Raw genomic sequence first — 23197 nt, forward strand, 5'->3', positions numbered from 1 at the left:
CACTATTTAGAATCTTCTAATTACAAACTAAAAAACGGGGGCTTAAAAAAAGCCCCCGTTTTTGGTTTGTATAGTTTAGACATTACTAAACTTATCCTTACTTTTTAGTATCAGCTCGCTCAACTTTTACCAACAGATTACTCTTTTTACCATCAAACACTTCAATAATAAGATCTCTGTTAGCTAATAATGGAGCTTTGCTAAGCAACATGCTTTCTAGTCTGGAGTTTCGTATATCGCTTCCGGTTAAGATCGGTTCTTTGATCACCTCACCTGTAGCGTCATCAATTACATACGAGGTCAAGTACAGGAATTCCTTTTTATCATCGTAGTATTTCTGCGGAAATTCATCAAAAGACCTTTTAAGGTTGGTAAAATCATCTACAAAAAACAAATAATACTTTCCGTTAGTCTTGAAGTTTTTATATGACATACTAGCTTTACCTCTGATCCCTATTTGATACTTTGGCAGTTTGTGCATCCAAACCATCTGCGAGGAAGCAGAAACTTTGAATGTTAGAATATCTCTGTAATAGTATCTGTAGGTAGTTCTCGAACCAGACGAACTAGAGGTAGTTTGTGAAGTTACATACCGTTGTTCTCCTAAAACAACAAAACTACCATCAGGATTAAAAATGACATCATTTACTTTAATATTTTCAAAATCCTTTTTATCATCACCTTTTTGAGTTCCTTCATTAACACGAGTTTCTCGCTGTGCAGCTAATTCTACCAGTTTTTCATTTGGAAAATCAGCCTTTATTGTATTTTCAAAGATTCCATCTTCGGACAAGCGTCCTGAAAACACGCCTTTAATCTCATCCTGTGAACTTGTATTACTGTAAAATCCGGACACACGTACCAAACCAGTAATATCTTTGGTAATCACAGCGTCCTGTACTAAATTGGTTCCTAAATCGATTTTACTTTTAGTAAACTCCTTATCCTCTTCTCCAATCTTAAATACTTCTGTTCGAAAATTGCTTTTCAATTTATCTTTATCAGAAGACGACGAGATAAAAATTGAAGCGGTCATATAAAAGTTACCGTCATCATCAATAGCAAAATCTTCGTTAAGCATATGCTCTGACGGATACGGTAATGTGATTTTACGTTTCCATAAAAGTGACAAATCAGCATTATAGATGGCAACCCCAATCTTGTCAGCTTTTTCACCACCGGTTTCTACTCTGAATAAAACAAGCACCTTGCTGCCATCAAATGATTTCTTAAATACAAATTTATTGATTCTTCCGCCTGCATCAAATCCATAGGTACTTACAAAACCAAAATCTCGATCAATATTTTCCTTGTCCGTGACTAATTGTATCGGCTTCTGCGCTGCCACTCCGGTGACAGAGATTTGTTGTGCATAGGCTCTATCCTTAATAGTATAAAAAACTACTGCCTTACCGTCCAGTTCCATAACGGATTGAAAATCGCCTTTATCTTCAATAATCTGACGCTTCTTGACATCTTCTTTTAGGTCTTGTAAGGAAAAACGCTGAATAGTCATATCCTTTCTTCCTTTTTTTATGGCGACCATACGCTGACCGGAAGCCACAAAATAAGTTCCCATGTTTTTTATTCGCTTATACTTTTCACCCATGCTGAAATTAAAATCTTCAGACAATATGGGTTTTTGCGAAAACATACAGCTTGTCACAAAAAAGACTAGTAAGCAGAAAAATTTAGGTTTTAGATAATATTGAATGGTATTCATAGTTAGGCATCTTAGGTTAAGGTTGTACAAATATAAAATACTTATTGAATATGATGAAGTATGCCGAACTTTAAATCAATTAGTAATAGTGTGATTGATATTATTTTTTTATCTTGAATAAAACTGATTTTCAATTATTTAAAATAAAATTAAAATAAACACAAAAATAATGCAGTAAAAGGCTTGCATCATACTCTCATAAAAACTACATTTGCATCCGCATTTGAAACAGTAATGCGACGTTCTTTACAAACAATTATTGGAGAGGTGCCAGAGTGGTAATGGAGCAGATTGCTAATCTGTCAACGCGTAAGTGTTGCCAGGGTTCGAATCCCTGTCTCTCCGCAATAATTTTTGATTATTTCAGTTTCGGGGTGTAGCGTAGCCCGGTTATCGCGCCGCGTTTGGGACGCGGAGGTCGCAGGTTCGAATCCTGCCACCCCGACTTTTACAAGTAGTTACGGGCTCGTAGCTCAGCTGGATAGAGCACCTCCCTTCTAAGGAGGCGGTCATAGGTTCGAATCCTATCGGGCTCACAAAAAGTCTTACTAGAAATAGTAAGACTTTTTTGTTTTTATATACCTTTTTAGAGTTTTTAATTCCACACTAAGATTCTGTTAAACAAAAAAACACCTGATAGACAGGTGTTTTGTATAAGAAGAAATAATTGATTTTATTCTTATGGCATCACTACAGTGTCGATGGCATGTATCACTCCGTTAGAAGCTTCAACATCTGTCATCACCACTTTTGACGTGGTTTCTTTTGAATCGGTAAGAATCACGCTTCCATCCTTTATTGTAGCTGTTAACTGACCTCCTTGCACAGTATTTACCATATAAGATCCGTTGTTATCATTAATAGCTTTTATAAGGTCTGCTGCACTGATTTTACCCGAAACTACATGATAAGTTAGTATCTGAGATAATTTATCTTTATTTTCTGCCTTTAAAAGACCGTCAACTGTTCCTTCAGGTAATTGATCAAAAGCTGAGTTTAGCGGAGCGAAAACGGTAAAAGGTCCGTCTCCGTTAAGAGTATCTACCAAGTCAGCCGCTTTTACTGCTGCAACTAAAGTTGTAAACTTATCATTAGATGCTGCTACAGAAACTATTGTTGATTTCTCTTGCGAGGGAGTTGTTGTATCCTCTTTTACAACTTCTGTTTCAACCTTTTCGGTTTCTTCCTGCTTCGTGTTATTAGCACAGGCCAATGTAAAAAGCAAAGTACTTAAAGTAATTGTTGTCAATAATTTTTTCATAATCTTTTTTTTATAAAGATAAATTAAATGATCCATCACAAAAAGCTAATATTGTTTAAACTTTAGTTAAATTTATTAAACAACAATAAAACCATATCAATTCCTGTCCCTAATCCAGCTTTAATATAAGACATTAATTAAACGTGTCAAAATGACAGTTTAAGAAATGTTTTATCAAAGAATGTGGCATTTTTGTCAATCGCACCTCTTATTAAGCCCTTGTTTAAATACTATCAACATGCGGATGTTGTATGTCGTATTCAATTTTTTTGGATATCAAATTCTTAAAGAAGTCCATACTCTCAGCAAGTTTATCGTCCTTGGTTAGGTTCACAAAACGACCTTGTGCGTGAATACTTATCACCTGTCTATCATATAAATAAAATTGATAATATGGGACTGCCCAAACACACTGATCGGTATTAGACTTAAGCGTCATGACTATACCTTTAGTTCTAAGTTCAATGCTAGCCGTAACCTTTAGCTTATGTTGACCAAGAAGCGTACCTATCTTAGGACTAAGCTGTTCGACAACAAAAGAGGGTGATTGTATTAACTTTGATTTAATCCTTTTAAACAGATTAAAACGGGCGCCAGCTTTATCGTTAATCATTTTTCTCTCTTTGGTCGTAAGAAGTTTGGCTGATATTAACATTTTTATAAAAAGTTTTAGTGCCTCAACTAAAAGAGTTGGGCACTACGTATTAAAGACCTTAAAGATCTTAGATTAGAAAACAATACGTATCTAAACTGTGCTGGATCCTTTAAGGCGTTTCTCAATCTTTTTTTTCTTGGCGGTCAAGAGTTTCATTAAATCCATAATCTCGGGATCCTTATTTTCCTTGTACACATCATTGAGACTCAAAATTAACTCTTTGGCCTCTCTGGAAGCTGACACTCTATCACTTGTAGACATATTGCTCATACTTCGACTTTCGAATTCTAAAGCTTTTTCTATTAAACTCACACAAAAATTTTTAATAAACATACAAAATCGTTCACTTAAAACAACTAAAGTTTAAACAAAATTAACATTGTTCACTCATATTTCAATACAACATCGGTAGTAATTCTACCGAAAAGCTAAACTTCAATTGCTGAACAATTGATAATGGTCAACAATAATGCCATAACGAACTAAAAGATTCATTTATTGATTTTAACATTAAAAAATAATTTTGATCTAAGACAAAACACTACTCTAATTCACAAATACTTTTCACAAACAATTTTACTTATGAAGAAGAATAAATTACTATTTTAGCTTAAAACCACTAGATATATGAACACTGATAAAACAAAAACCGAGTCATTAGCAAACGAATGCATCCAGCATTGGGATGCACTGATGGAACATGAAAGATTCAAAGCCTTTTATTATATGAAGATGACGCAAACCCTCAACATGGATATTGATGAAATTTTTGAAAAAGCTTTAAAGTCTAAAGATAAATAAAAATTAACCCGCTTGCAAAAAGTTATTTTTAACCATCCGAGCGTTATATCGGGTGAGTAGCATATTTTTTACTGTATCGAGATCAATGCTTAACTTTTGAAGCTGATCTATCTTTTTCTTTAAGCATCCTTCCTGTAATTTGATTTCATCCTCTAAACGGGTGTCAATGTCATGCTCCAACGCTTTTAGAACATCTTCATCTAAGTACTTGCTTTTATCTTTGAGTTTGCTTTTGGCTATTTTCTTTTTCATCCTCAATCCATTGAATCAATTATTTTAACAGTCTCTATTGTATACTCTTTGGCATCCTCTTCCTTGATGTATTTTCCTTTTATGGTAATTGCTATATGGCGCGTTAGCTTCTTAATGTTGCGTATAAGAACTTTATTTTCATTATGAATTAAGTTCAACACCTTGACTACGAATATTATGAAAACAAAAACCACGATGCAGAAACCAAAAGCGTACACATGAAGCAATGCATCATCCAGCTGATACGCTTCCGGATTAAAAATCCAATACATTTGGATAAAATTTATATATATAGGAGCAAAATAAGAAAACTTATATGGACTTAACATTACACCTATGCACAGAATGATGGGAGATAGGGTCTGGGATACTAGCCAAACTAGAGTTTGCTCATCTGCAAAACCGTAAATTTCGGTTAAATTAAAAGTGGCAATTTTATCAGTGAATAATATCGCACCAGATAAAATCACCACTATTGAAGCAATAATTTTTTTCAGAATTGTATCTTTCTTAAGATTTATCTTTATCTCTGGGTCGTACAATCTTATCTCTATTGATTTGATGGATTTCATACTGATCAATTTCTGAAGTTTCTTCATGCAATTCTGATTTTTCACAAGAGACAAATAAAGCTCCTACTGCTAATACTGTAACTAATTTTTTCATGATATTTATTTTTAAGATTAGTCTTAAAAATATCAAGCAATCATGAAAGTTTGTCTTAATTTAACATAAAAACAAACATATCACAAATATATAACAGCTAGCCCCTTAAATGCATACGGGAAACCCGCAAAGTTTTTACCGTTATCTACTCTATAAATAATTACACCATCAAAGCCATAGCAAACGAGATTGGTTTTAAAACCTCTACTGCCTTCTCCAACGCTTTTTTAAAAAATATCGGAATCTATCCGTCTGAGTATATTAAAAATTTGAAGTAACCGTTTTTACTGTTCTTTTTCGCTGAAAAAGAAGTTCGTTTTCAAGGAAAACGTAGAACGTTTGTTTTTATCCAGTGTTTTTCGCTTCTATATTTGTCCAACATATTTAAATGATCACTTGCAATAGTTAACCGTTCAAGAAGTATGTTAAACCTTTAACCTAATTAACCAATACTATATAGTAATACACTTTATGTAGCTGCTAACTATAAGAAACCAATAAACGTATTACGCAGCGTATCTTAAAACCTAAAAAATTAATCTTTGAGTTTGTGTTAGATTAGAATTGTGTGAGCTGGAAACAACTCCGCAACTAAATTAAAGAATGTATTTTTCTTTAATTTTCAAAATAGATGTCCCTGACTCTTTGGGGTAGAGTTTCAGGGACACTATTTTAAACAATCACTTCTTACCTATAATTTTCTTCTTAAAATGCTGCTCATTTAAACTAACTCAATCGCCATTCTTTTCTTTAATTCATGATATTAATCATTGTATGCATACATAGTCTCAAATATATTTGAACTATAAAACCGTACTATGAAAAATATTCTGTTGCTTACTGACTTTTCTGAAAATTCTGAAACTGCAATACAGTATGCGCTGCAGTTCTTTAAAGGTGAACCGTGTCATTTCTCTCTTTTGCATGTCCATAAATCTTCCGGTTATACCACCGATGACCTTATGGTAACCTCTGCGACTGAAAGTGTTCATACTTCGATGATCAGCGAGATAAAACAAAAATTAAACACCTATAAGCTCACTTTAAAAAAACAATATGCAACGGAAACCTATTCCTTTGAAGTTTTAGTTGATTACGATTCCTTTACCGCTGCAGTTCGACAAGCGGTGAACTCCAAAGACATATCGCTCATTGTTATGGGAACAAACGGTGCTACTAATGCCAGAGAGGTTCTCTTTGGCAGTAACACAGTAAAAGTGATACGTTCTGTATCATGCTCGGTTTTGGCAATCCCACAACAAACTGCATTCAAAAAACCAGCAAATGTCCTGTACGCTTTGGACTATTTTGAGCATTTTGATCAATTAAGTATTACGCCCCTACTGGATCTCTTAGAAAAATTCAAGAGTTTCCTGAAAATCCTGAAAATAAAGGAAGATGAAACAGTTACTGAAGCAGAAAAAAAAGATATTCTGACAATGAAAGAAAAATTCAGTAATATAAGGCATACATTTCATACCATGGTTAATATCCCCACAGCTCTGGCAATAGCAAGTTTTGTACAGATTATGAATATTGATTTAACCGCTGTTGTATTACATGAGGAAAGTTTGCTTGATCGATTTTTTAAGGGTTCTGAAACTTCAAAGATCAGTTATGGATCCAAAATACCACTTTTAGTACTTAAGCAACGATAAAATAGCACGATATGGTGTACACGCTCCTTATTATTGTTTACTTTATTATTGCGAGCCTAATTGTATTACAACTTATTTTAAACGGCCTAAGACCGGCAAAAACTTTAGCATGGATGCTTGCCATTTTTACGATTCCGGTAGGTGGCATCTTGTTGTATTACATTTTAGGTAGAAACCGAAGAAAAAATAAGCTTATACATTATAAACACTCGGACAAGATTAAAGCATTTGTCGAAGAGTCCATTCAACATTGTCAACCTGTTTCCTTATACGAATACGAGGAACACAAAAAACTGATCCAGCTGATCATCAATACCACCTCTTTTTTGCCGATAACCGGTAACACTTTCAGGTATCTGAAAAATGGAAAAATAACATTTGAGGCTATTTTTAAGGCATTGAGAGATGCAAAATCCTTTATTCATATCCAATACTACATTTTTGAAGACGGTGAACTTGCGGATATTTTTATTGACATTTTTAAAGAAAAGATTAAAGAAGGTGTACAAATACGCATCCTATATGATGCTATCGGTAGTAGATCTCTGAGCAAGAAATACATCAAACAGTTAAAGAATATCGGAGTAGAAGTATATAGTTTTCTACCGGTGCGCTTTGGTCGTTTACTTGCATCCATTAATTATCGTAATCATAGAAAAATAATTGTGGTAGACAACAATGTAGCCTTTACAGGAGGTATTAATCTATCTGATAAGTATATAAAAAATGTTTCTCATTTGGGTATTTGGCATGACATTCATCTTGAATTAAAAGGTCCTATTGTCAATACTATGCACGCGATTTTTGCTACAGATTGGTCCTTCGTTTCAGAAAACGAAGATATCCTACATTCCTCCTACTTTTCGCCCACGCGGCCTGTAGGCAATGCTACGGGGCAAATTGTCTACAGCGGTCCAGATGCTGATCAAAGTGCTACACAACACTTATATTTTTCTATAATTAATGAGGCTTCCTCCTATTTATATATCGCTAATCCATATATAATTCCCGGAGAAGCAATACTTGACGCTTTAAAAGTCGCCGCTTTAAGCGGTGTGGATGTCAGGTTATTACTGTCTGATAAATCGGATAGCCGACTAGTTCGTTGGTGTGTTCGCTCCTACTTTGAAGAACTAATGATCGCCAAAGTAAAAATTTACTTGTATCCTGATCACTTTTTGCATAGCAAAACCATAGTTGCCGATGACACGGTTGCTTCTATAGGCACTACTAATATGGATATACGAAGTTTTGAACAAAATTACGAAGTGAATGCATTAATATATGATGACGATTTTGCTGTAAGTCTAAAAAACGACTTTTTACAGGATTGTAAGAAAAGTACTTTAATTGATTATTTTGAATTTAAAAATAGACCGAATCAAGAAAAAATGTTGGAAGGAATTGCTAAGATCTTTAGTCCAGTATTGTAAATTTAAGTATCGTATACGTTCATCTTCCTTGATATAATTTCTTACTCATAAAATCCACTTTTTATGTTTTGTAACAAAAGTTACTGTGTATGCCCAAAGGATATACTATTTTTGACCCAAGAATTAAGAATAATAATCAAAGTATGTAAACCAAAATTTGGTACTAGGTACTTAAAAATATATAGTTATGAAAATCGAACAAATTTATACCGGATGTTTATCACAAGGAGCTTATTATATTGAGAGTAATGGCGAAGTAGCTATTATCGATCCCTTGCGTGAAGTGAAACCGTACATAGTTAAAGCCGAAAATGATAATGCTACAATAAAATATATATTCGAGACCCATTTTCATGCGGACTTTGTAAGTGGTCATGTAACGCTGGCTAAAGAAACCGGAGCTGACATCATTTATGGTCCAAACGCAAATCCGTCGTTTGAAGCAATAATTGCACAAGATGGTCAGGAGTTTAAACTTGGAAATATCACGATTACAGCAATTCATACCCCAGGTCATACGATGGAAAGCACTACATATTTGCTTCGCGATGAAAAAGGAAAAGATCATGCAATCTTTAGTGGGGATACCTTGTTTCTTGGAGATGTTGGTAGACCGGATTTAGCGCAAAAAGCTGCGCATTTGACTCAGGAGCAACTTGCTGAAACACTTTTTGACAGTTTACGTGATAAAATTATGCCACTTGCCGATGATGTAATCGTCTATCCTGCACATGGTGCCGGATCTGCGTGTGGTAAAAATATGATGAAAGAAACCGTAGATACGCTGGGCAATCAAAAACAAATGAACTATGCACTGCGTGCAGACATGACAAAAGAAGAATTCGTAAAAGAAGTTACTGATGGCTTACTGCCGCCTCCACAATATTTCCCTTTGAATGTTAAGATGAACAAAGAAGGTTATACCGATATCGATCAGGTTATCAAAAGAGGAACAACCGCTCTTGATCCGGAAGCTTTTGAAGCAATGGCTAATGAAACCGGGGCGATTGTCTTGGATGTCCGTCACCAGAACGATTATGTACAAGGACACATTCCTCGTTCTATTTTTATAGGTATTGACGGAGGTTTTGCTCCGTGGGTTGGAGCGCTAATTGCTGATGTGGAACAACCCATATTATTGGTAGCTCCAGAAGGTAGAGTTGAAGAAACAATTACACGACTTTCTCGTGTAGGGTTTGATAACACTTTAGGGTATCTTGAAGGTGGTTTTGAAACTTGGAAAAAAGCCGGAAAAGATTTTGACACCATATCTTCTATATCAGCTGAAGAATTTAAAACGATTCAACAAAAAGAAGAAATACCTGTTTTTGATGTTCGTAAGGACGGAGAGTTTACGGCGGAGCATGTTGACAAAGCAGTACATACGCCTCTTGACTTTATTAATGAGCATTTAGGTGAATTTCCTGAGAACAAAAACTTTTATGTTCATTGTGCCGGAGGGTACCGATCTGTAATTGCAGCTTCTATTTTAAAAAGCCGCGGAATCCATAATTTAATTGATGTTGCCGGAGGTTTCAAAGCTATTAAAGAAGCGGGTGTAGAAACGACCGACTATGTGTGTCCGTCCACTTTAAAATCCTAATTCATATGAAACCCATATTGAATTTTGACAGAGAAAAACATTGGGAACATATTTATGATACCAAAGCACTCAATGAAGTGAGTTGGTATCAGGAGACTCCCGATACAAGCTTGAAGTTAATAACCAATGCTAACCTCCCAAAGTCGGTTAAAATATTAGACGTAGGTGGCGGTGATAGCTTACTTGTTGATCATTTGTTGCGCTTAGGTTACCAAAACATCACTGTACTTGACATTTCGCAAAAAGCAATTGACCGGGCGAAGGAACGATTGGGTGTTTTGGCGTCAAAAGTAACCTGGATTGTTGAAGACATTACAATATTTAAAACTTCACAACAGTATGATCTTTGGCATGATCGGGCAGTATTTCATTTTTTAACCAGTGAACATGATGTGCAAGCATACAAAAGTGCACTCAATCATATCTTGACGGAAGATGGCAAAGCAATCATTGGAACTTTTTCTGAATCCGGCCCTGCCAAATGTAGTGGTATTGAAATCAAGCAGTATTCTGATACTAGTTTAAAAAACACTTTTTCGCCTGATCTCCTGGCCACTTCGTGTGCATTCTTTGATCATAACACTCCATTTAACACCAAACAAAATTTCGTTTTCTGTAGTTTTAAGAAATCAACTAACAATTTATAAATACTAACTTATGAATGCTATTTTTCAACCCTGGCCATGGTATGTTTCTGGTCCCCTCATTGCCTTAGTTATGATCGTTTTATTATTGATCGGTAAGAACTTTGGGATGTCATCAAATTTACGAACCATGTGTACCCTATGTGGTGCAGATAAGGCTGCTGACTTCTTTAAGTTTGACTGGAAAGCGCAGCGATGGAATCTTATTGTGGTTGTAGGTGTAATTATTGGCGGTTTTATCGGCGCAAATCTTTTGTCAGAGACCACAGCAGTTGCTATTAATCCGGATGTAATAACAGATCTTAATCAAAAAGGATTTACTAGTGCAGGCAAAGCATATTTACCCGACATGCTCTATTCGACAACAGTCTTTTCTGATATTAAAAATTTATCCCTTTTAATTTTAGGTGGTTTTTTGGTTGGTTTTGGAGCGCGATACGCCGGAGGATGTACTTCGGGTCACGCAATTTCAGGATTAAGTAATTTACAGTTACCTTCGCTTATTGCTGTGATAGGCTTTTTTATTGGTGGCATTTTTATGATTCACGTTATTTTCCCATTTTTATTTTAAGCATATGAGATCTATTTTATATTTAATTATCGGTATTTTTTTCGGAATTGTCCTATTCAAATCAGAGGCTGCCTCTTGGTTTAGAATCTATGAAATGTTTCAGTTTAAATCTTTTCATATGTATGGCATCATTGGTTCAGCCTTAGTAATTGGCGTTATTGCCATTCAGATTATCAAACGCTATAAAGTGAAGTCTGTGTACGGAGAAACCATCACAATTCCTCCAAAGGCAAAAAGCTTTAGTCGCTATATGTTTGGAGGAGTGTTGTTTGGTTTGGGATGGGCACTAGCCGGAGCATGTCCCGGTCCTATTTTTGTATTAGCGGGTGCAGGATATTTACCTATTTTAGTGGTCCTACTTGCATCTATATTTGGCACATTCATATATGGAGTTCTTAAAGATAAACTTCCCCATTAATGATTATACTTTTTCTTTAATTGATGTTAGTTCATAGGGTAAAGATTGCTCAGTTTCCCAAAATGTGAATGCATTAATGGTTGTACTAGCAATATTTATTAATGCCTCATCGGTAGCAAAAGCCTGGTGAGGCGTTAATAACACCTTGGGATGTGCTATCATCTTCTTCAACATTGTATCTTTTGGAGGATGGAGCGAATGATTATAAAAAAAGATGCCGTGTTCATGTTCATAAACATCTGATCCATACCATCCGATTTGCTTTTTATCCAATGCATCTATAACATCAGCTGTATTGACCACTGCTCCTCTGGCAATATTAATTAACATCACATTTTTCTTCATCAGTGCAATACATGAAGCATCAATTAAATGATGCGTATCCGATGTCAACGGGACACTAATTATGATAATATCACTCTCACTACATAAAGTATCCAGATCTGTATATGAAACTCCGTATTGTTTTGACAGTTCTTTATTTTCAACTATATCATTTGCAATCACTTTGCAACCAAATCCTGTTAAAATTTTAACGAGCACCTCCCCTATTCTTCCGACACCCAAAATGCCCACCTTTTTTTGAAACAAATCAAATCCCACCAAATTACTCAAGGAAAAGTTATATTTCTCAATATTTTCATTGGCAATTATTAATTTTCGATTCAGTGCTAATAACAATGCCATAGCATGTTCTGCAATAGCATTTGGTGAATAATCCGGGGCATGACTGATGCATATTCCCAACTTTGTAGCAGCTTTAATATTGACATTATCATAGCCCGCTGATCGTAATGCGATATATTTTACACCAAAATCTTTTAATAACTCCAATACCTTAGCAGAACCATCATCGGCAGAAAAGATCGAAATACCATCAAAACCAATCGCCATCATGGCCGTATCGGCTGCAAGTCTTTCCGGAATATAATGTAAGGTATGATGGTCATTGTTTGCTTTTTCAAGATAAGGTATCTCAAAATCCTTGGCACTGTAAATTAAGATTTTCATAGTATATTTTTTTGGCTAATGCGTACATCTATTGCTCATTCATCAATAAAGAAAAGGTCATCGGTTTCATCTGTCTCTGCACGCATCAATACGTTTTGTTCTTTGAGGGCCCAAATCAGGACTTTTATGTAATCATTTACTGCTTTTTCTATGCGTTGCGGCTCTGTAATATCAATTGAACCTTTCCATATGGTTTCTCGTTCTCGATCAGGGCAAACACAATACAGCGTGGACTCTGCATGATAGATTTTGTACTCATCATAATACTTTTCATTATGATAAATGTTTTGATTGTTATAATAGTCATCTTTGAAACTATCAAACATACGATCCATATTTTTATAGGCTTGGGCCAAGGTAACCTTCTCCTCTACGCCCACGACTTTTGAAATTAATATAGCATCAAACCCTTGATCAGTCAGATTAGATTCTAAAGTAAGTAGTTCTTTTTCTGTTTTGGGATCTTCTGTATAATTGGTTTCAAAAACCTTGTAACTTGCCAACGCTTTTACACCGTTCTTTTCCAGTTGATTAACTAATTTTTTTTCAAAGTTTTTTCTGCTTTTTTCATCTCTTGTCATCCCTACAACTAAGACTTTTTGAGCTTCAAAGGTGTCGATATCCGGATGCTTCCAATTCTCAATAAGTTCACTGGAATTACAGCCTGAGAAGAGGATACCGAAAAGTAATATCAAAAAATGTTTAAAATTAATCATGTGTGCTAGGGTTGTTATGGACATTTAATAATGAATCTAATCGATTTGTTATTTTCTTAGCGTATAAGGGTGTATGTTCTATTATAGACTCTCCCGAAATCATATCAACCTCTTTTAGATTGAAATTGTAACTTCCAATGGTGGAGAGAATTATTAACTTATTTAATTGATCTGGGTGTTTTGCTATAAACTTTTTTACATTTTTAGGTGGGCTAGCATATTCCCATGAATTAATAATGATGAGCGCATCCCATTTATCAATTTTCACTGTAAAAAGGGTATACGCATCAATAATCTTAAAGTAAATAGGTTTATCTCGATAATGTGTAATTATATGCTGAACCAATGAGTCTTTAAATGCACTACCTTGAGAGGCTATTAAAACTTTAGTTGGCAACGCTCTAGAATTTACCTCAAACGGAATGATCGTATCCATAGAATACGTGTAATCGTACCATATCCAAAAAGCAACGGACAAAAGGGAAAGCAAAATTCCTATTTTTATAAGGTTTCTCAAAAATTTAGCTGCTTTATTAGCGTTAGTAAAACTATTTTAGTAATCGTTTTTGTTTAGTATGTTTCATAATTGTCTTGATCAAATCAAAAACTTGCCGCTTTACATCTTTATACTCATTCAAATATTCTGTAACCTCAAGGTATAACAACCTATTCTCTTCTTTGTATTCTTTCTCTTCCTCCAACTGATCTATACCATCCATCAAAATGGTTAGTTTGTTATGATGATTGATAATCTTTTTGAGCATGGGTTCAATTGCTTTGCGCTTATCAGACAATCCATTAATGACAGTTTTACTCTTCTGAAAATTTTTATCTGATAACATCTGCAGCGAGAAACTCTCCAATAATTCATCCAAAAAATGTTGTTCATCTTTAATAAATTTCAACTCAGAGATCCAGGTAAGGGCAATTTCATGCATTTCTTCAGGACTGCGCCATTCAATATATTTTGGATTTATGGTTTTACTTTTCATCTGTATATCTTTTAGTTTATTTGAAGGTCGAAATCACGAGATCAATTAAAATATAGAAGTGATTCAAACTTTTAGCATTCACAAAAAGCTTAAATCACTTCCATCATCGTATCACCCAATTTGTATTATTTTTTTAGGCAATTCTTTAGCTTCCTCCTTTTTAGGTAATTTGAATTTTAAAATACCATTTTTATAAGTCGCCTTAACATCCTTTTTTTGATCAATGGTGTTAGGTAATTGAAGTTTTCTATCAAACTCCCGATAATTAAATTCTCTACGGGTATAGGTCTCATCTTCTTCTACTTCTTCTTTTTTAGACTTGGCGCACACATGGAGCATATCATCTTCCATAGTCACCTCAATATCTTCTTTGGAGTACCCCGGAACCGCAAGTTCAATCTCAAAATCGTCCTTATGCTCTTTTACATTCATCGCTGGAAGATCTCTATCTTTTACAAAGAAATCATCAGAGAAAAATTCATTGGTATCTAACCAATTGGATACGTTATCGTTGATCCAGGGAAATCGTTTTTTACTGAAATTAATTAAAGACATAATGTTAAGTTTTAGATGTTATTATTTGTGTTTATTTTGATATGAAAGTACCGTTTAACTCACTCAGATAAAATGACAAAAATCATGTTATCTATATTTTAACAACAAAATTATTGTTTCAAAATATTAGCTGTCACTTTGTAAATTTCATTTTTTTGTTGGTTAAACATCTTACAGAAGTCGTTATAGATACGTTTCATTTTTTTATGATTCTTATTGTAATAGTGATCACATGATATGGTATCACATTCGATTAAACCTCCCAACTGATTTTCATGCTGATGCAATTTTTCGTACAACATAGAAGATGCTTCTTCAATGTCTTTGAGTTTAGTGCTGAACTTTTCTAATATCTCATACAAATTGGGTGTATTTTGTTCAAAAGCTTTAGAAACTAGCAGCTTTTTGAGAAAATACAGTTCATCACCCAATGTTTGAAGATTTGATTTCCAATTCATTACTTCTAAATGAAAGGATTTAACTTCTTTATTTTCCATCTCCATCTCTGTTCTCATAGCCCTTACGTATTAAGTTAACACTCTAAAAGGATCAAAATCACGCTACATCCTATCCTTAAAGCAGCTTGTAACGAAAGTAATTGAGCGACCACACATTAACTATGACAAAAATCAGGAGAAAGCACAAACTGCCACAAATTATCACAGGCTTACTACCTCATTAGGTCTTGGAATTTTTACCCGCCAATTGTAAACATCGTTGATTTTAACACGCAAGCTGTCTAAGGCTGTTGCTTCCCCATGTATTAAAAAAACCTGTTCAGGTATGTTTTTAATTTCATTGGTCCAGTCCAATAGCTCCGATTGATCCGCATGCGCTGATAAACTTTCATCATGAAAAATTCTGGCTTTTACAGCTATATACTTCCCAAATATTTTGATTTCGTGTGCGCCTTCTTGTAATTGTCTTCCGCGAGTACCCTCTGCTTGATACCCCACCAAAAGCACTGAAGTATTTGGATTATCAATAAGTTGTTTTAAATAGGTTAAAACTCTACCCCCGGTAACCATACCGCTTCCGGCAATTACAATTTTTGGTGCAGGGTTATCGATAACTTCCCAAGTCTCTCTGTAAGAAGTTACGATATTAATATGTTCGAAGATATTACGCAGCTCCGGTAACGATATTTTATGCCATTCCGCAAAGCGTTCAAATACAGAAATAACCGAGTTGCCCATCGGACTATCTACATATATGGGTATATTAGGAATCTTATTCCTTTTATAAAGCGTCCATAAAATGTACATCAGTGTTTGCAATCGTTCTACTGCAAATGAAGGAATTATTAAAGTTCCGCCATTCTGGATAGTTTCCTTAATTAGGTATATTAATTTTTCTTCTATATTCTCTTCTGGGTGACATTTATTACCGTAAGTACTTTCTAAAAATAAATAATCCGCCCATTGAGGTTTCTTAGGGTTTCTGAGTAGTTTATCGTTTTTACGCCCTACATCTCCAGAAAAAACCAAGACTTTTCCATTAATTTCAAGCTCGATAAAGGTTGCACCAAGTATATGACCGTTATAATTGAATCTATATCTGATATCCGTTGAAAGATCATACCACTCCCCTTCTTTCTTATTTTTAAAACGTTGAATGGTTTGCTCTGCTTGCTTTATAGTGTAAAAGGGTAGCGCTTCTTCATGTATTGAATACCCCTCTTTATTAGCCTTTTCTGCTTCTTCTTCGTGAATCTTTGCACTATCTTTTAATATGATTTCGGTTATAGCCAAGGTTGGCGAGGTTCCTATGATGTCGCCGGTGAATCCTTGTTTTACTAATATTGGCAGATAGCCTGTATGATCTAAATGTCCGTGGGTAAGTAATACTATATCAATTTGTGAAACATCTATCGGTAGTGGATTCCAGTTCAAACTTCTCAACTTCTTTATCCCCTGAAACATTCCACAATCTATAAGTATATTTTGTTGCGGAGTTTCAATATAAAATTTTGAACCCGTTACCGTCTCCGCTGCCCCTAAAAAATGAACTTTTATTGCTGTCATATTGTATTTTCAAGATTACAAAGCATGTCGATCTCACTCATGATTTTATTTTTACGAGTATCTGATATTCCCAAATGGTCTAAATAAAACGCATCTTTGGTGAGTTGTCTTAATAACACGACATCTCGACTGAGTAAAAATTGTTTCTCTCTATTACTAAGCAAGGTGGATGTCGTAATGGGATATAATCCCAGACGATCAATACGATCTTTGAGTGCTTCATTCTTGGGATAATCCCAACTAAGTAATTGTAAATCGACACAACTCCCATATTGTATAGCATCTGCAGTGAATCTGGTGTTAGTCACTACCCATCCTTTGGTGAACTGTGGGAAATAGGATTTGGTAATTTCATTCTTTTTGAGGATATCTTTATAGCGCGAGTGAATGTAGAGAGGAACTTTTACGTTACAATTACGCCCTTCTTCACTATGATATTTACATTCGATTAACAGATGCTGCTGCTCCTTTTTTGCAATAACATCTACTTCGTGCGAAACGCAGTACCCCTGTATGATCTTGCCTACCTCAACAGTATACCCAGAAAATTTCAAAATGGCTGCTACAAAACGTTCAAATGGGAAACCCGTGGGACCCAATTCATAAATAGCCTTTTTCAACTTATACTTGGAGGCATAGACCGATTTTTGCTGTTTCAACATGGCAAAAGCTCTATTATAAATTTCTTTGGTAGTAATCCCTTCATAAAGTTCATCACGAACAGTATCCAAAATTTGCTGGATAATAACATCATTTGCTCCACTGCGCTGCAAGGACCTTCTAAGTTTTGTAAAAGAAAATTTTGTCCGTTCACCCGAAGATTTTATTACATCAATCTCTTGTGTCATCATATGTGCTTTACTATAAAGATTAAAGCTAATTTTTGTAATACTCTCTAACCCAGGCCATCATTTGATTTTCTGTCATACTATCGGCTCTTTGCACTTCTCGAAGCTTTTTGACGATCATTGGATGGTTTTCACTTAACTCTTTTCTAAGTTTTTCTCCTGTTTCTGCCGGACCAAAAATTACGATGCTATTTGCTTCATCAAGAAAAGGAATGATTTTCTTGAAATAAGCCTTTGTTTGATGCTTCTCTCTTTCCAAATATTTGCTGTCTTGCACTACATCCTGAGGCCCTCCTTTAAACCGAGTGCCGGATCCTCCATGAATATGGAAATCTTCGATCTCAGAAAATACTGTTTCAATCGTGTCTTTTTCTAAATCAACAATTTTTGATTTTTCTTTATCTATCCAAATACCTACATTTTTCATCAGTGTGTTTTTTAAAATTTTGTTTTTAGTTTCTCAAATCGTGCAATGCCAATACCGGAACTTTAGAATGATAACCCAAATCTTTTACCATAGGTCTGGACAAAATACTTCCAAAAAAAGTGTGCTTTTTATTGATAAAGGTAATCATGTCGCTCTGTCTACTCTCGACAAAGCAACTTAAAGCGCTCTTAATATCTATGTTGTGCAAGGTGTGAAAAGAGTATTCTAACCCATCAAAGTATTCTTCGAGCAATTGCTTATTGTTTTCCTGCTCGGGAGTGAGCTTTTCTTTATCCGTTACATGCAAAACGCGGATGGATGAGTTGTTATACTTAGCAATGTCTATTAAGAAATCCAACTCTCTGCGCTTCACGTGAGTTTTTAAACTGGAAGGAAATACAATTTCTTTTGGTTCCTTAAAGGAAACTTCTTTAGGTATTGCCAGCACGGGACAGTTTCTTATTTTTTCCATAACCAATACCGTATTGCTACCATAAATCACGTTACTCGCATTGGTAGCGCCCTGAGTACCCATCACGATCATTTCAATATCTTTCATCTCCACAGTATCCCGTATGGCTTCCAGTAAGGTATTAAACTGAGAAATGGGAATGTACTCATGGTTGGGATTTTCCTCTCTCATCCCTAATCGCTCGAGAATTTTAGCCAATCCCTTGTCTGACTTTTCTTTTAATTCCTCATAAATTCTTTCGCCGGGTTCTGGCACCATCATACTGTCTAAAGCATAGCCAGTTGCATTAAAGGTATTAAGAATATAAAATTCACATTGCTGATTTTTATACAGTTCAATTGCATATTTAATAGCGTTCCACGAGTTCATGGAAAAATCTGTTGGTAATAAAATTTTCTTTTTCATCTGTAGGAGATTAATGGTTGTGATTTTTGATTAGTTATGAAGATATACTTTAGATATATCGTACTCAATAAAAGTAGTCCCTCAACCCTAATATAACTATGATATTTATCAGCTTAGACCGGGAATAACCATAAAAGGTATTTCTACATGAAGTCCGATCTTTCGAATAACGGATTCGCGAGTCATTCGCTCAATAAAGCTATGCTTATAATTGACCATAAAGAGCATACGAATGTTATATTCTCTTATATAATTACTGATACTCTCTGATTTTTCTTTCTGTTTTTCCAACCAATGTACACTCACTTCTACATCTCCCAAATGCTCCAGGAGCTTATCATAATTGTACTGTTGGATTTCATCCAACTTCCCTGTTTCTCTAATATGTAAAATATGTAATTCTGCTTTAAACATTTCCAATAATCTGGTTATTGGTGCAATCTCATCTTTACCATAAAAGCGACGTAGATCGGTTGAAAAGGCTATATCTTTGGGATTAGTAAAAACATACTCACTGGGAATCATTAATGTAGGACACAGCGTATTGCCTTGAACGACTCGTATGGTATTACTTCCCAAAAGATACTCCTTAGCACGTGTTGCCCCTTGGGTTCCCATTACCACAAGATCTATTTTCTTACGTTTGATTGTATTTTGTACAGTTTCAACTAATTTTTTTGAAATAGAAAGTGTTTCAAAACTATGGTTATAATCCTCACAATCCCGAGTGATCGCATGTAGTGTTTCTGCCAAACCATCTTTGGATGCACAACTTAGTTTGGTATACAACAAGTTTCCCTTTGTGGTATCTATTCTACTTGTAAGTATTGGTGTATCAACCTCAAAAGTATTTAAAAGATAAAATTTACACTCTTGATCCTTAAAAAGTCGTGTAGCATATAATAAAGCATTGTAAGCATTTTGTGAGAAATCAGTAGGAACTAAAATGGTTTTCATAATAATTATATATTAAATCTAATACATATAAAATTACTACGATCGAATGAACAGAACTATGACATAGATCAGGTATCTGAAGGAATTACCAGAAAAGGAATCTTGGTATTAAATGTTATTTTCTTTATCACTGCTTCTCTCATTAATTCTTCCAGAAAGCTGTGTTTATAATTAATCATTGCTAACATCTCAACATCCTCTTCATCAATAAAGCTCGCAATACCTTTGGCAACGCCAGAAAAATTGGGAACCACATAAAAATCATACTCCAGATTCTTAAAGTAATTATCCAATGCACCAGAATTGTAGTTTTGCACGTGAGACAAGGAAGGCGCGTCATATATGTGTAACATACAGACCTTAGCACCAAACTGTTTTGCAATTTTCTTAATTGGTTTTATTTCTGCTTTATAATAAATCCTCTCAAAATCGGTAGCAAATACAATAGAACGGATGGGTGAAAAATTCACTTCATCAGGAATTACTAAAATTGGACACCTATCAACATTTTTAATGAGACTATGTGTATTGCTTCCCAAAAATAATGCTCTGGCTCCAGTTGCTCCTTTGGTACCAATGCATATTAGCTCATACGTTTGTGTATTTACCATATCCCTAATAACCTCAACAAAATCCCCTTTTCTTGAATGAGTATTGAACACGTGTGTAGAATCCGGATACGAGTTGGATATATCATCTAAGATACTGTTTAAACCCGCTTCCGACTCTTTTTTTATCAAATCCTGGAAAAATCCAATCCGTTGTGAACTTAAGGTGGTAGCTAATTGTGAAGGATGTACATCATAGACATGAACAATATCAAATTGACACGAGCTGCCTTTATACAATTGCATCGCGTACACAATAGTGTTCCATGCATTATCAGAAAAATCTGTTGGAATCAATATTCTTTTATCAGTTTGCATAAGCTCTAGGATGATTGTAATCGCTTTTCTGACGGAATCACTAAAAACGGAATATTTGTATGGTAAGCGATTTGATTAATTACCGGTTTAAAAAGCAAGTTTTCAAAGAAGGAATGACGGTTATGGATCATGATCAACAGATTAATCTTTATTTTTTTCTGAAAATCTTCAACAGCTTCCATAACATCCATACCGTCTGCAATGTGAAATACATGAGCATTTGTTTTAAAATAGTCGTCGAGATATGCTTTCACTTCTTCTTGATGCGCATCTAACTTAACCCCGTAATACGCATTCAAAATATTCAATCGGGATCCGTGATCTTCACAAATATCTTTGATTAGCGGTAAAAATTCATTGGTAGTATGTAAATTAAAGTCCGTAGGAAATAGTATATCTACGGGTTTTTCATATTCAAAATTATCAGGAACTGCTAACACAGGGCATTTAGCTTTCTTAATTGTATACATTGTATGCGTACCTATAAAAACTTCCTTCGCACCGGTAGCTCCCTTAGTACCCATAATGATAAGATCTATAGCATATTTATCTATCATCTCCTTAATCTCACCTATCAACGTATTAAATGCAGAACATCGCACAAATGTAAAGTTTGAAGTATCAAATTCTTCTTTTATCTTATCTTCTGTTCGCTCGATATCCCGTTTAGAATTCATCATAGCCACATCCTCCATTCCGTATAAGGTTGGATTTTCTATCAAATAGCCTGTGTGGTAGGATACCGGTGTAAATGTATTTAGTAAATAAAAAGTAACTTCTTCCTTCTTCAACAACTGCATTGCATAACGAATGGCGTTCATCGCATTGTCAGAAAAATCAGTGGGTAATAAAACATTTTTCATAAATTTAGATTTAAAATTACGTAGTTATCTGCTTAGATTCTGCATGACGAAAAAAGGAACTTTTAAATGCAATCCGATTTTATCTATCGTTGATTGATATAATATACTTTCCAGATACGAATGTCTTGAGTTAATCATAACAAGCATTTGAGCTCCGTAATCATCAACACTCGTATTAATCGCGGCGGTTAAATCATCAAAATCCTGTATATGAATTTTTACATCAGTATCCTTTAGTGTGTCCATCAAAAATGCTTTATTATCTTCCTGACGTATAGAGAGTTTTTCAAATTTTGAGACATATAAACAATGGATAACAGAGCGATAACTTTTACCTAAACATTGTAGAACCTTCAACTCTCTACGCTTATAAGGCAACCTGAAATCAGTAGGAAATAGAATGGTTTTAGGCCGGATATAGTTATATCCTGAAGGTATGGCCAGTACCGGACATTTTACATACTTTAGAACTTGAAGCGTATGACTGCCAAAGGTAATTTTACGGTCATCGGTTTTACCGCGAGTTCCCATGATAACCACATCAATATTTTGTTCGTCTACCAACTCATTCGTCTCGTCTACCAAGTTGCCAAATCTGGACATGGTCTTATAGGTATGTCTCGGATTGGGAGATATTTCAGCGAGTTTTTTAAGTAATGCAGCTAGCGCGTTTTCAGATGTTTGAAGCACCGAGGCCTTATAGTCATCTAATAGTTCACGTGAGATTACACTGTTATTATCATACACCTCATCTGCATAAGCATGCATAATAAAAAATTCACATCGTTCATACTTAAAAAGTTCTACAGCATAGTGTAAGGCGTTCAATGCGTTATCAGAGAAGTCAGTGGGAACTATAATTTTTTTCATCAGGTAGATTTTAAAACGACGTTGGATACAAATCTAAGGGTATCAGTACTGCTTAACTATGACTTTTATCAGCTTCGCAAATACAATCAGTAACCGCTTACTTTTATCATAACTTTATAAATAAACCCTGCTGAAATCCTTAACTTTAAAAAGAACATGAAAGTTTAAAGACATGCGTACCATTACAAAGGTTATGATATCATTAGCTACCCTGCTGCTTATACTCGTAGTAATACTATCGGCCTATAATACTCCATTTTTTTGGGTATATATTACGGTCTGCTGCGGACAACTATTTTTTATCTGTATGGTTTATTATATTCTAACAGATAAACGTACGTCCACCAAGACATTTGATGATTGGTATGAGGATCACACAATAAATGATATAGAATAGATAGTTACTTTTTACTGATATATATCATATTATACTATTCGATTTCCTT

General features: G+C 34.8%; 28 protein-coding genes and 3 tRNA genes. 11 read left to right on the plus strand and 20 right to left on the minus strand.

Going from position 1 to position 23197, the window contains the following annotated elements; all coding sequences use genetic code 11:
- Positions 1 to 97 precede the first annotated feature (97 nt).
- Complete coding sequence (locus ACJRPK_RS10860; RefSeq protein WP_407139929.1) at positions 98 to 1579, minus strand: hypothetical protein; 1482 nt, start codon at positions 1577 to 1579, stop codon at positions 98 to 100.
- Between the two features lie 405 nt (positions 1580 to 1984).
- On the opposite strand from ACJRPK_RS10860, the gene ACJRPK_RS10865 reads away from it, so the two are divergent.
- The 3 genes from ACJRPK_RS10865 (at position 1985) to ACJRPK_RS10875 (ending at position 2259) form a co-directional block, all read left to right on the plus strand.
- A tRNA-Ser gene (locus tag ACJRPK_RS10865) sits at positions 1985 to 2068 on the plus strand.
- Between the two features lie 25 nt (positions 2069 to 2093).
- Positions 2094 to 2168 (plus strand) — tRNA-Pro (locus tag ACJRPK_RS10870).
- Between the two features lie 17 nt (positions 2169 to 2185).
- A tRNA-Arg gene (locus ACJRPK_RS10875) sits at positions 2186 to 2259 on the plus strand.
- Between the two features lie 143 nt (positions 2260 to 2402).
- Here ACJRPK_RS10875 and ACJRPK_RS10880 read toward each other — a convergent pair.
- The 3 genes from ACJRPK_RS10880 to ACJRPK_RS10890 form a co-directional block, all read right to left on the minus strand.
- Positions 2403 to 2984, minus strand: a complete 582-nt coding sequence (locus ACJRPK_RS10880; protein WP_407139930.1) for a fasciclin domain-containing protein — start codon at positions 2982 to 2984, stop codon at positions 2403 to 2405.
- A gap of 223 nt (positions 2985 to 3207) precedes the next feature.
- Complete coding sequence (locus ACJRPK_RS10885; RefSeq protein WP_407139931.1) at positions 3208 to 3639, minus strand: hypothetical protein; 432 nt, start codon at positions 3637 to 3639, stop codon at positions 3208 to 3210.
- A gap of 90 nt (positions 3640 to 3729) precedes the next feature.
- Positions 3730 to 3951, minus strand: coding sequence for a hypothetical protein (locus tag ACJRPK_RS10890; protein WP_148782355.1), 222 nt, complete (start codon positions 3949 to 3951; stop codon positions 3730 to 3732).
- A gap of 315 nt (positions 3952 to 4266) precedes the next feature.
- On the opposite strand from ACJRPK_RS10890, the gene ACJRPK_RS10895 reads away from it, so the two are divergent.
- Complete coding sequence (locus ACJRPK_RS10895; protein WP_407139932.1) at positions 4267 to 4440, plus strand: hypothetical protein; 174 nt, start codon at positions 4267 to 4269, stop codon at positions 4438 to 4440.
- Between the two features lie 3 nt (positions 4441 to 4443).
- On the opposite strand, the gene ACJRPK_RS10900 is transcribed toward ACJRPK_RS10895, so the two are convergent.
- Positions 4444 to 4692 (minus strand): hypothetical protein, encoded by a 249-nt coding sequence (locus ACJRPK_RS10900; protein ID WP_407139933.1) that lies wholly within the window; start codon positions 4690 to 4692, stop codon positions 4444 to 4446.
- A gap of 2 nt (positions 4693 to 4694) precedes the next feature.
- Positions 4695 to 5291, minus strand: coding sequence for a hypothetical protein (locus ACJRPK_RS10905; protein WP_407139934.1), 597 nt, complete (start codon positions 5289 to 5291; stop codon positions 4695 to 4697).
- An 885-nt stretch (positions 5292 to 6176) separates the two neighbouring features.
- On the opposite strand from ACJRPK_RS10905, the gene ACJRPK_RS10910 reads away from it, so the two are divergent.
- The 6 genes from ACJRPK_RS10910 to ACJRPK_RS10935 all read left to right on the plus strand — a co-directional run bounded on the left by ACJRPK_RS10910 (position 6177) and on the right by ACJRPK_RS10935 (position 11685).
- Positions 6177 to 7016 carry a universal stress protein gene (locus ACJRPK_RS10910; protein ID WP_407139935.1) on the plus strand — a complete coding sequence of 280 codons (840 nt, stop codon included), beginning with the start codon at positions 6177 to 6179 and terminating at the stop codon, positions 7014 to 7016.
- An 11-nt stretch (positions 7017 to 7027) separates the two neighbouring features.
- On the plus strand, positions 7028 to 8449 hold the full coding sequence (cls, locus tag ACJRPK_RS10915; protein WP_407139936.1) for a cardiolipin synthase: 1422 nt from the start codon (positions 7028 to 7030) through the stop codon (positions 8447 to 8449).
- Positions 8450 to 8636: 187 nt separating this feature from the next.
- A complete protein-coding gene (locus tag ACJRPK_RS10920) occupies positions 8637 to 10052 on the plus strand; it encodes a rhodanese-like domain-containing protein (protein WP_407139937.1) in 1416 nt (471 codons plus the stop codon).
- Positions 10053 to 10057: 5 nt separating this feature from the next.
- Positions 10058 to 10699 carry a class I SAM-dependent methyltransferase gene (locus ACJRPK_RS10925; RefSeq protein ID WP_407139938.1) on the plus strand — a complete coding sequence of 214 codons (642 nt, stop codon included), beginning with the start codon at positions 10058 to 10060 and terminating at the stop codon, positions 10697 to 10699.
- Positions 10700 to 10709: 10 nt separating this feature from the next.
- A complete protein-coding gene (locus ACJRPK_RS10930) occupies positions 10710 to 11267 on the plus strand; it encodes a YeeE/YedE family protein (protein ID WP_407139939.1) in 558 nt (185 codons plus the stop codon).
- Positions 11268 to 11271: 4 nt separating this feature from the next.
- On the plus strand, positions 11272 to 11685 hold the full coding sequence (locus ACJRPK_RS10935) for a DUF6691 family protein (RefSeq protein WP_407139940.1): 414 nt from the start codon (positions 11272 to 11274) through the stop codon (positions 11683 to 11685).
- 3 nt (positions 11686 to 11688) lie between these two features.
- Here the strand turns inward: ACJRPK_RS10935 and ACJRPK_RS10940 are convergent, their stop codons facing one another.
- From ACJRPK_RS10940 to ACJRPK_RS11005, 14 genes are all read right to left on the minus strand, one after another.
- Complete coding sequence (locus tag ACJRPK_RS10940) at positions 11689 to 12696, minus strand: 2-hydroxyacid dehydrogenase (protein ID WP_407139941.1); 1008 nt, start codon at positions 12694 to 12696, stop codon at positions 11689 to 11691.
- A 35-nt stretch (positions 12697 to 12731) separates the two neighbouring features.
- Positions 12732 to 13412: a hypothetical protein gene (locus ACJRPK_RS10945; RefSeq protein WP_407139942.1), complete on the minus strand. Its 681-nt coding sequence runs from the start codon at positions 13410 to 13412 to the stop codon at positions 12732 to 12734.
- Entirely contained in the window at positions 13405 to 13929 is a 525-nt protein-coding gene (locus ACJRPK_RS10950) for a hypothetical protein (RefSeq protein WP_407139943.1), read from the minus strand. Before ACJRPK_RS10950 ends, ACJRPK_RS10945 begins: the two co-directional genes overlap by 8 nt.
- 31 nt (positions 13930 to 13960) lie before the next feature.
- A complete protein-coding gene (locus ACJRPK_RS10955; RefSeq protein WP_407139944.1) occupies positions 13961 to 14404 on the minus strand; it encodes a hypothetical protein in 444 nt (147 codons plus the stop codon).
- A gap of 111 nt (positions 14405 to 14515) precedes the next feature.
- Complete coding sequence (locus tag ACJRPK_RS10960; RefSeq protein ID WP_148782368.1) at positions 14516 to 14959, minus strand: Hsp20/alpha crystallin family protein; 444 nt, start codon at positions 14957 to 14959, stop codon at positions 14516 to 14518.
- A 110-nt stretch (positions 14960 to 15069) separates the two neighbouring features.
- Positions 15070 to 15474: a hypothetical protein gene (locus ACJRPK_RS10965; RefSeq protein WP_407139945.1), complete on the minus strand. Its 405-nt coding sequence runs from the start codon at positions 15472 to 15474 to the stop codon at positions 15070 to 15072.
- Positions 15475 to 15618: 144 nt separating this feature from the next.
- On the minus strand, positions 15619 to 16983 hold the full coding sequence (locus tag ACJRPK_RS10970; RefSeq protein WP_407139946.1) for an MBL fold metallo-hydrolase RNA specificity domain-containing protein: 1365 nt from the start codon (positions 16981 to 16983) through the stop codon (positions 15619 to 15621).
- Positions 16980 to 17834 (minus strand): ATP cone domain-containing protein, encoded by an 855-nt coding sequence (locus ACJRPK_RS10975; protein WP_407139947.1) that lies wholly within the window; start codon positions 17832 to 17834, stop codon positions 16980 to 16982. The genes ACJRPK_RS10970 and ACJRPK_RS10975 overlap by 4 nt, the downstream gene beginning before the upstream one ends.
- 25 nt (positions 17835 to 17859) lie before the next feature.
- Positions 17860 to 18258 (minus strand): hypothetical protein, encoded by a 399-nt coding sequence (locus ACJRPK_RS10980; protein WP_407139948.1) that lies wholly within the window; start codon positions 18256 to 18258, stop codon positions 17860 to 17862.
- Positions 18259 to 18283: 25 nt separating this feature from the next.
- Positions 18284 to 19135, minus strand: coding sequence for a universal stress protein (locus ACJRPK_RS10985; protein ID WP_407139949.1), 852 nt, complete (start codon positions 19133 to 19135; stop codon positions 18284 to 18286).
- Between the two features lie 108 nt (positions 19136 to 19243).
- On the minus strand, positions 19244 to 20092 hold the full coding sequence (locus ACJRPK_RS10990; protein WP_407139950.1) for a universal stress protein: 849 nt from the start codon (positions 20090 to 20092) through the stop codon (positions 19244 to 19246).
- A 68-nt stretch (positions 20093 to 20160) separates the two neighbouring features.
- The gene (locus ACJRPK_RS10995; RefSeq protein WP_407139951.1) at positions 20161 to 21018 is read right to left on the minus strand and encodes a universal stress protein; all 858 of its coding nucleotides are present in this window, start codon (positions 21016 to 21018) and stop codon (positions 20161 to 20163) included.
- A 5-nt stretch (positions 21019 to 21023) separates the two neighbouring features.
- Positions 21024 to 21881 carry a universal stress protein gene (locus ACJRPK_RS11000; RefSeq protein ID WP_407139952.1) on the minus strand — a complete coding sequence of 286 codons (858 nt, stop codon included), beginning with the start codon at positions 21879 to 21881 and terminating at the stop codon, positions 21024 to 21026.
- Positions 21882 to 21905: 24 nt separating this feature from the next.
- On the minus strand, positions 21906 to 22751 hold the full coding sequence (locus ACJRPK_RS11005) for a universal stress protein (RefSeq protein ID WP_407139953.1): 846 nt from the start codon (positions 22749 to 22751) through the stop codon (positions 21906 to 21908).
- A gap of 172 nt (positions 22752 to 22923) precedes the next feature.
- Here ACJRPK_RS11005 and ACJRPK_RS11010 point away from each other — a divergent pair, with 172 nt between their 5' ends.
- Positions 22924 to 23148, plus strand: coding sequence for a hypothetical protein (locus ACJRPK_RS11010; protein ID WP_407139954.1), 225 nt, complete (start codon positions 22924 to 22926; stop codon positions 23146 to 23148).
- Positions 23149 to 23197 lie beyond the last annotated feature (49 nt).

The organism is Aquimarina sp. 2-A2 (assembly GCF_045505135.1).
GTDB lineage: Bacteria > Bacteroidota > Bacteroidia > Flavobacteriales > Flavobacteriaceae > Aquimarina > Aquimarina intermedia.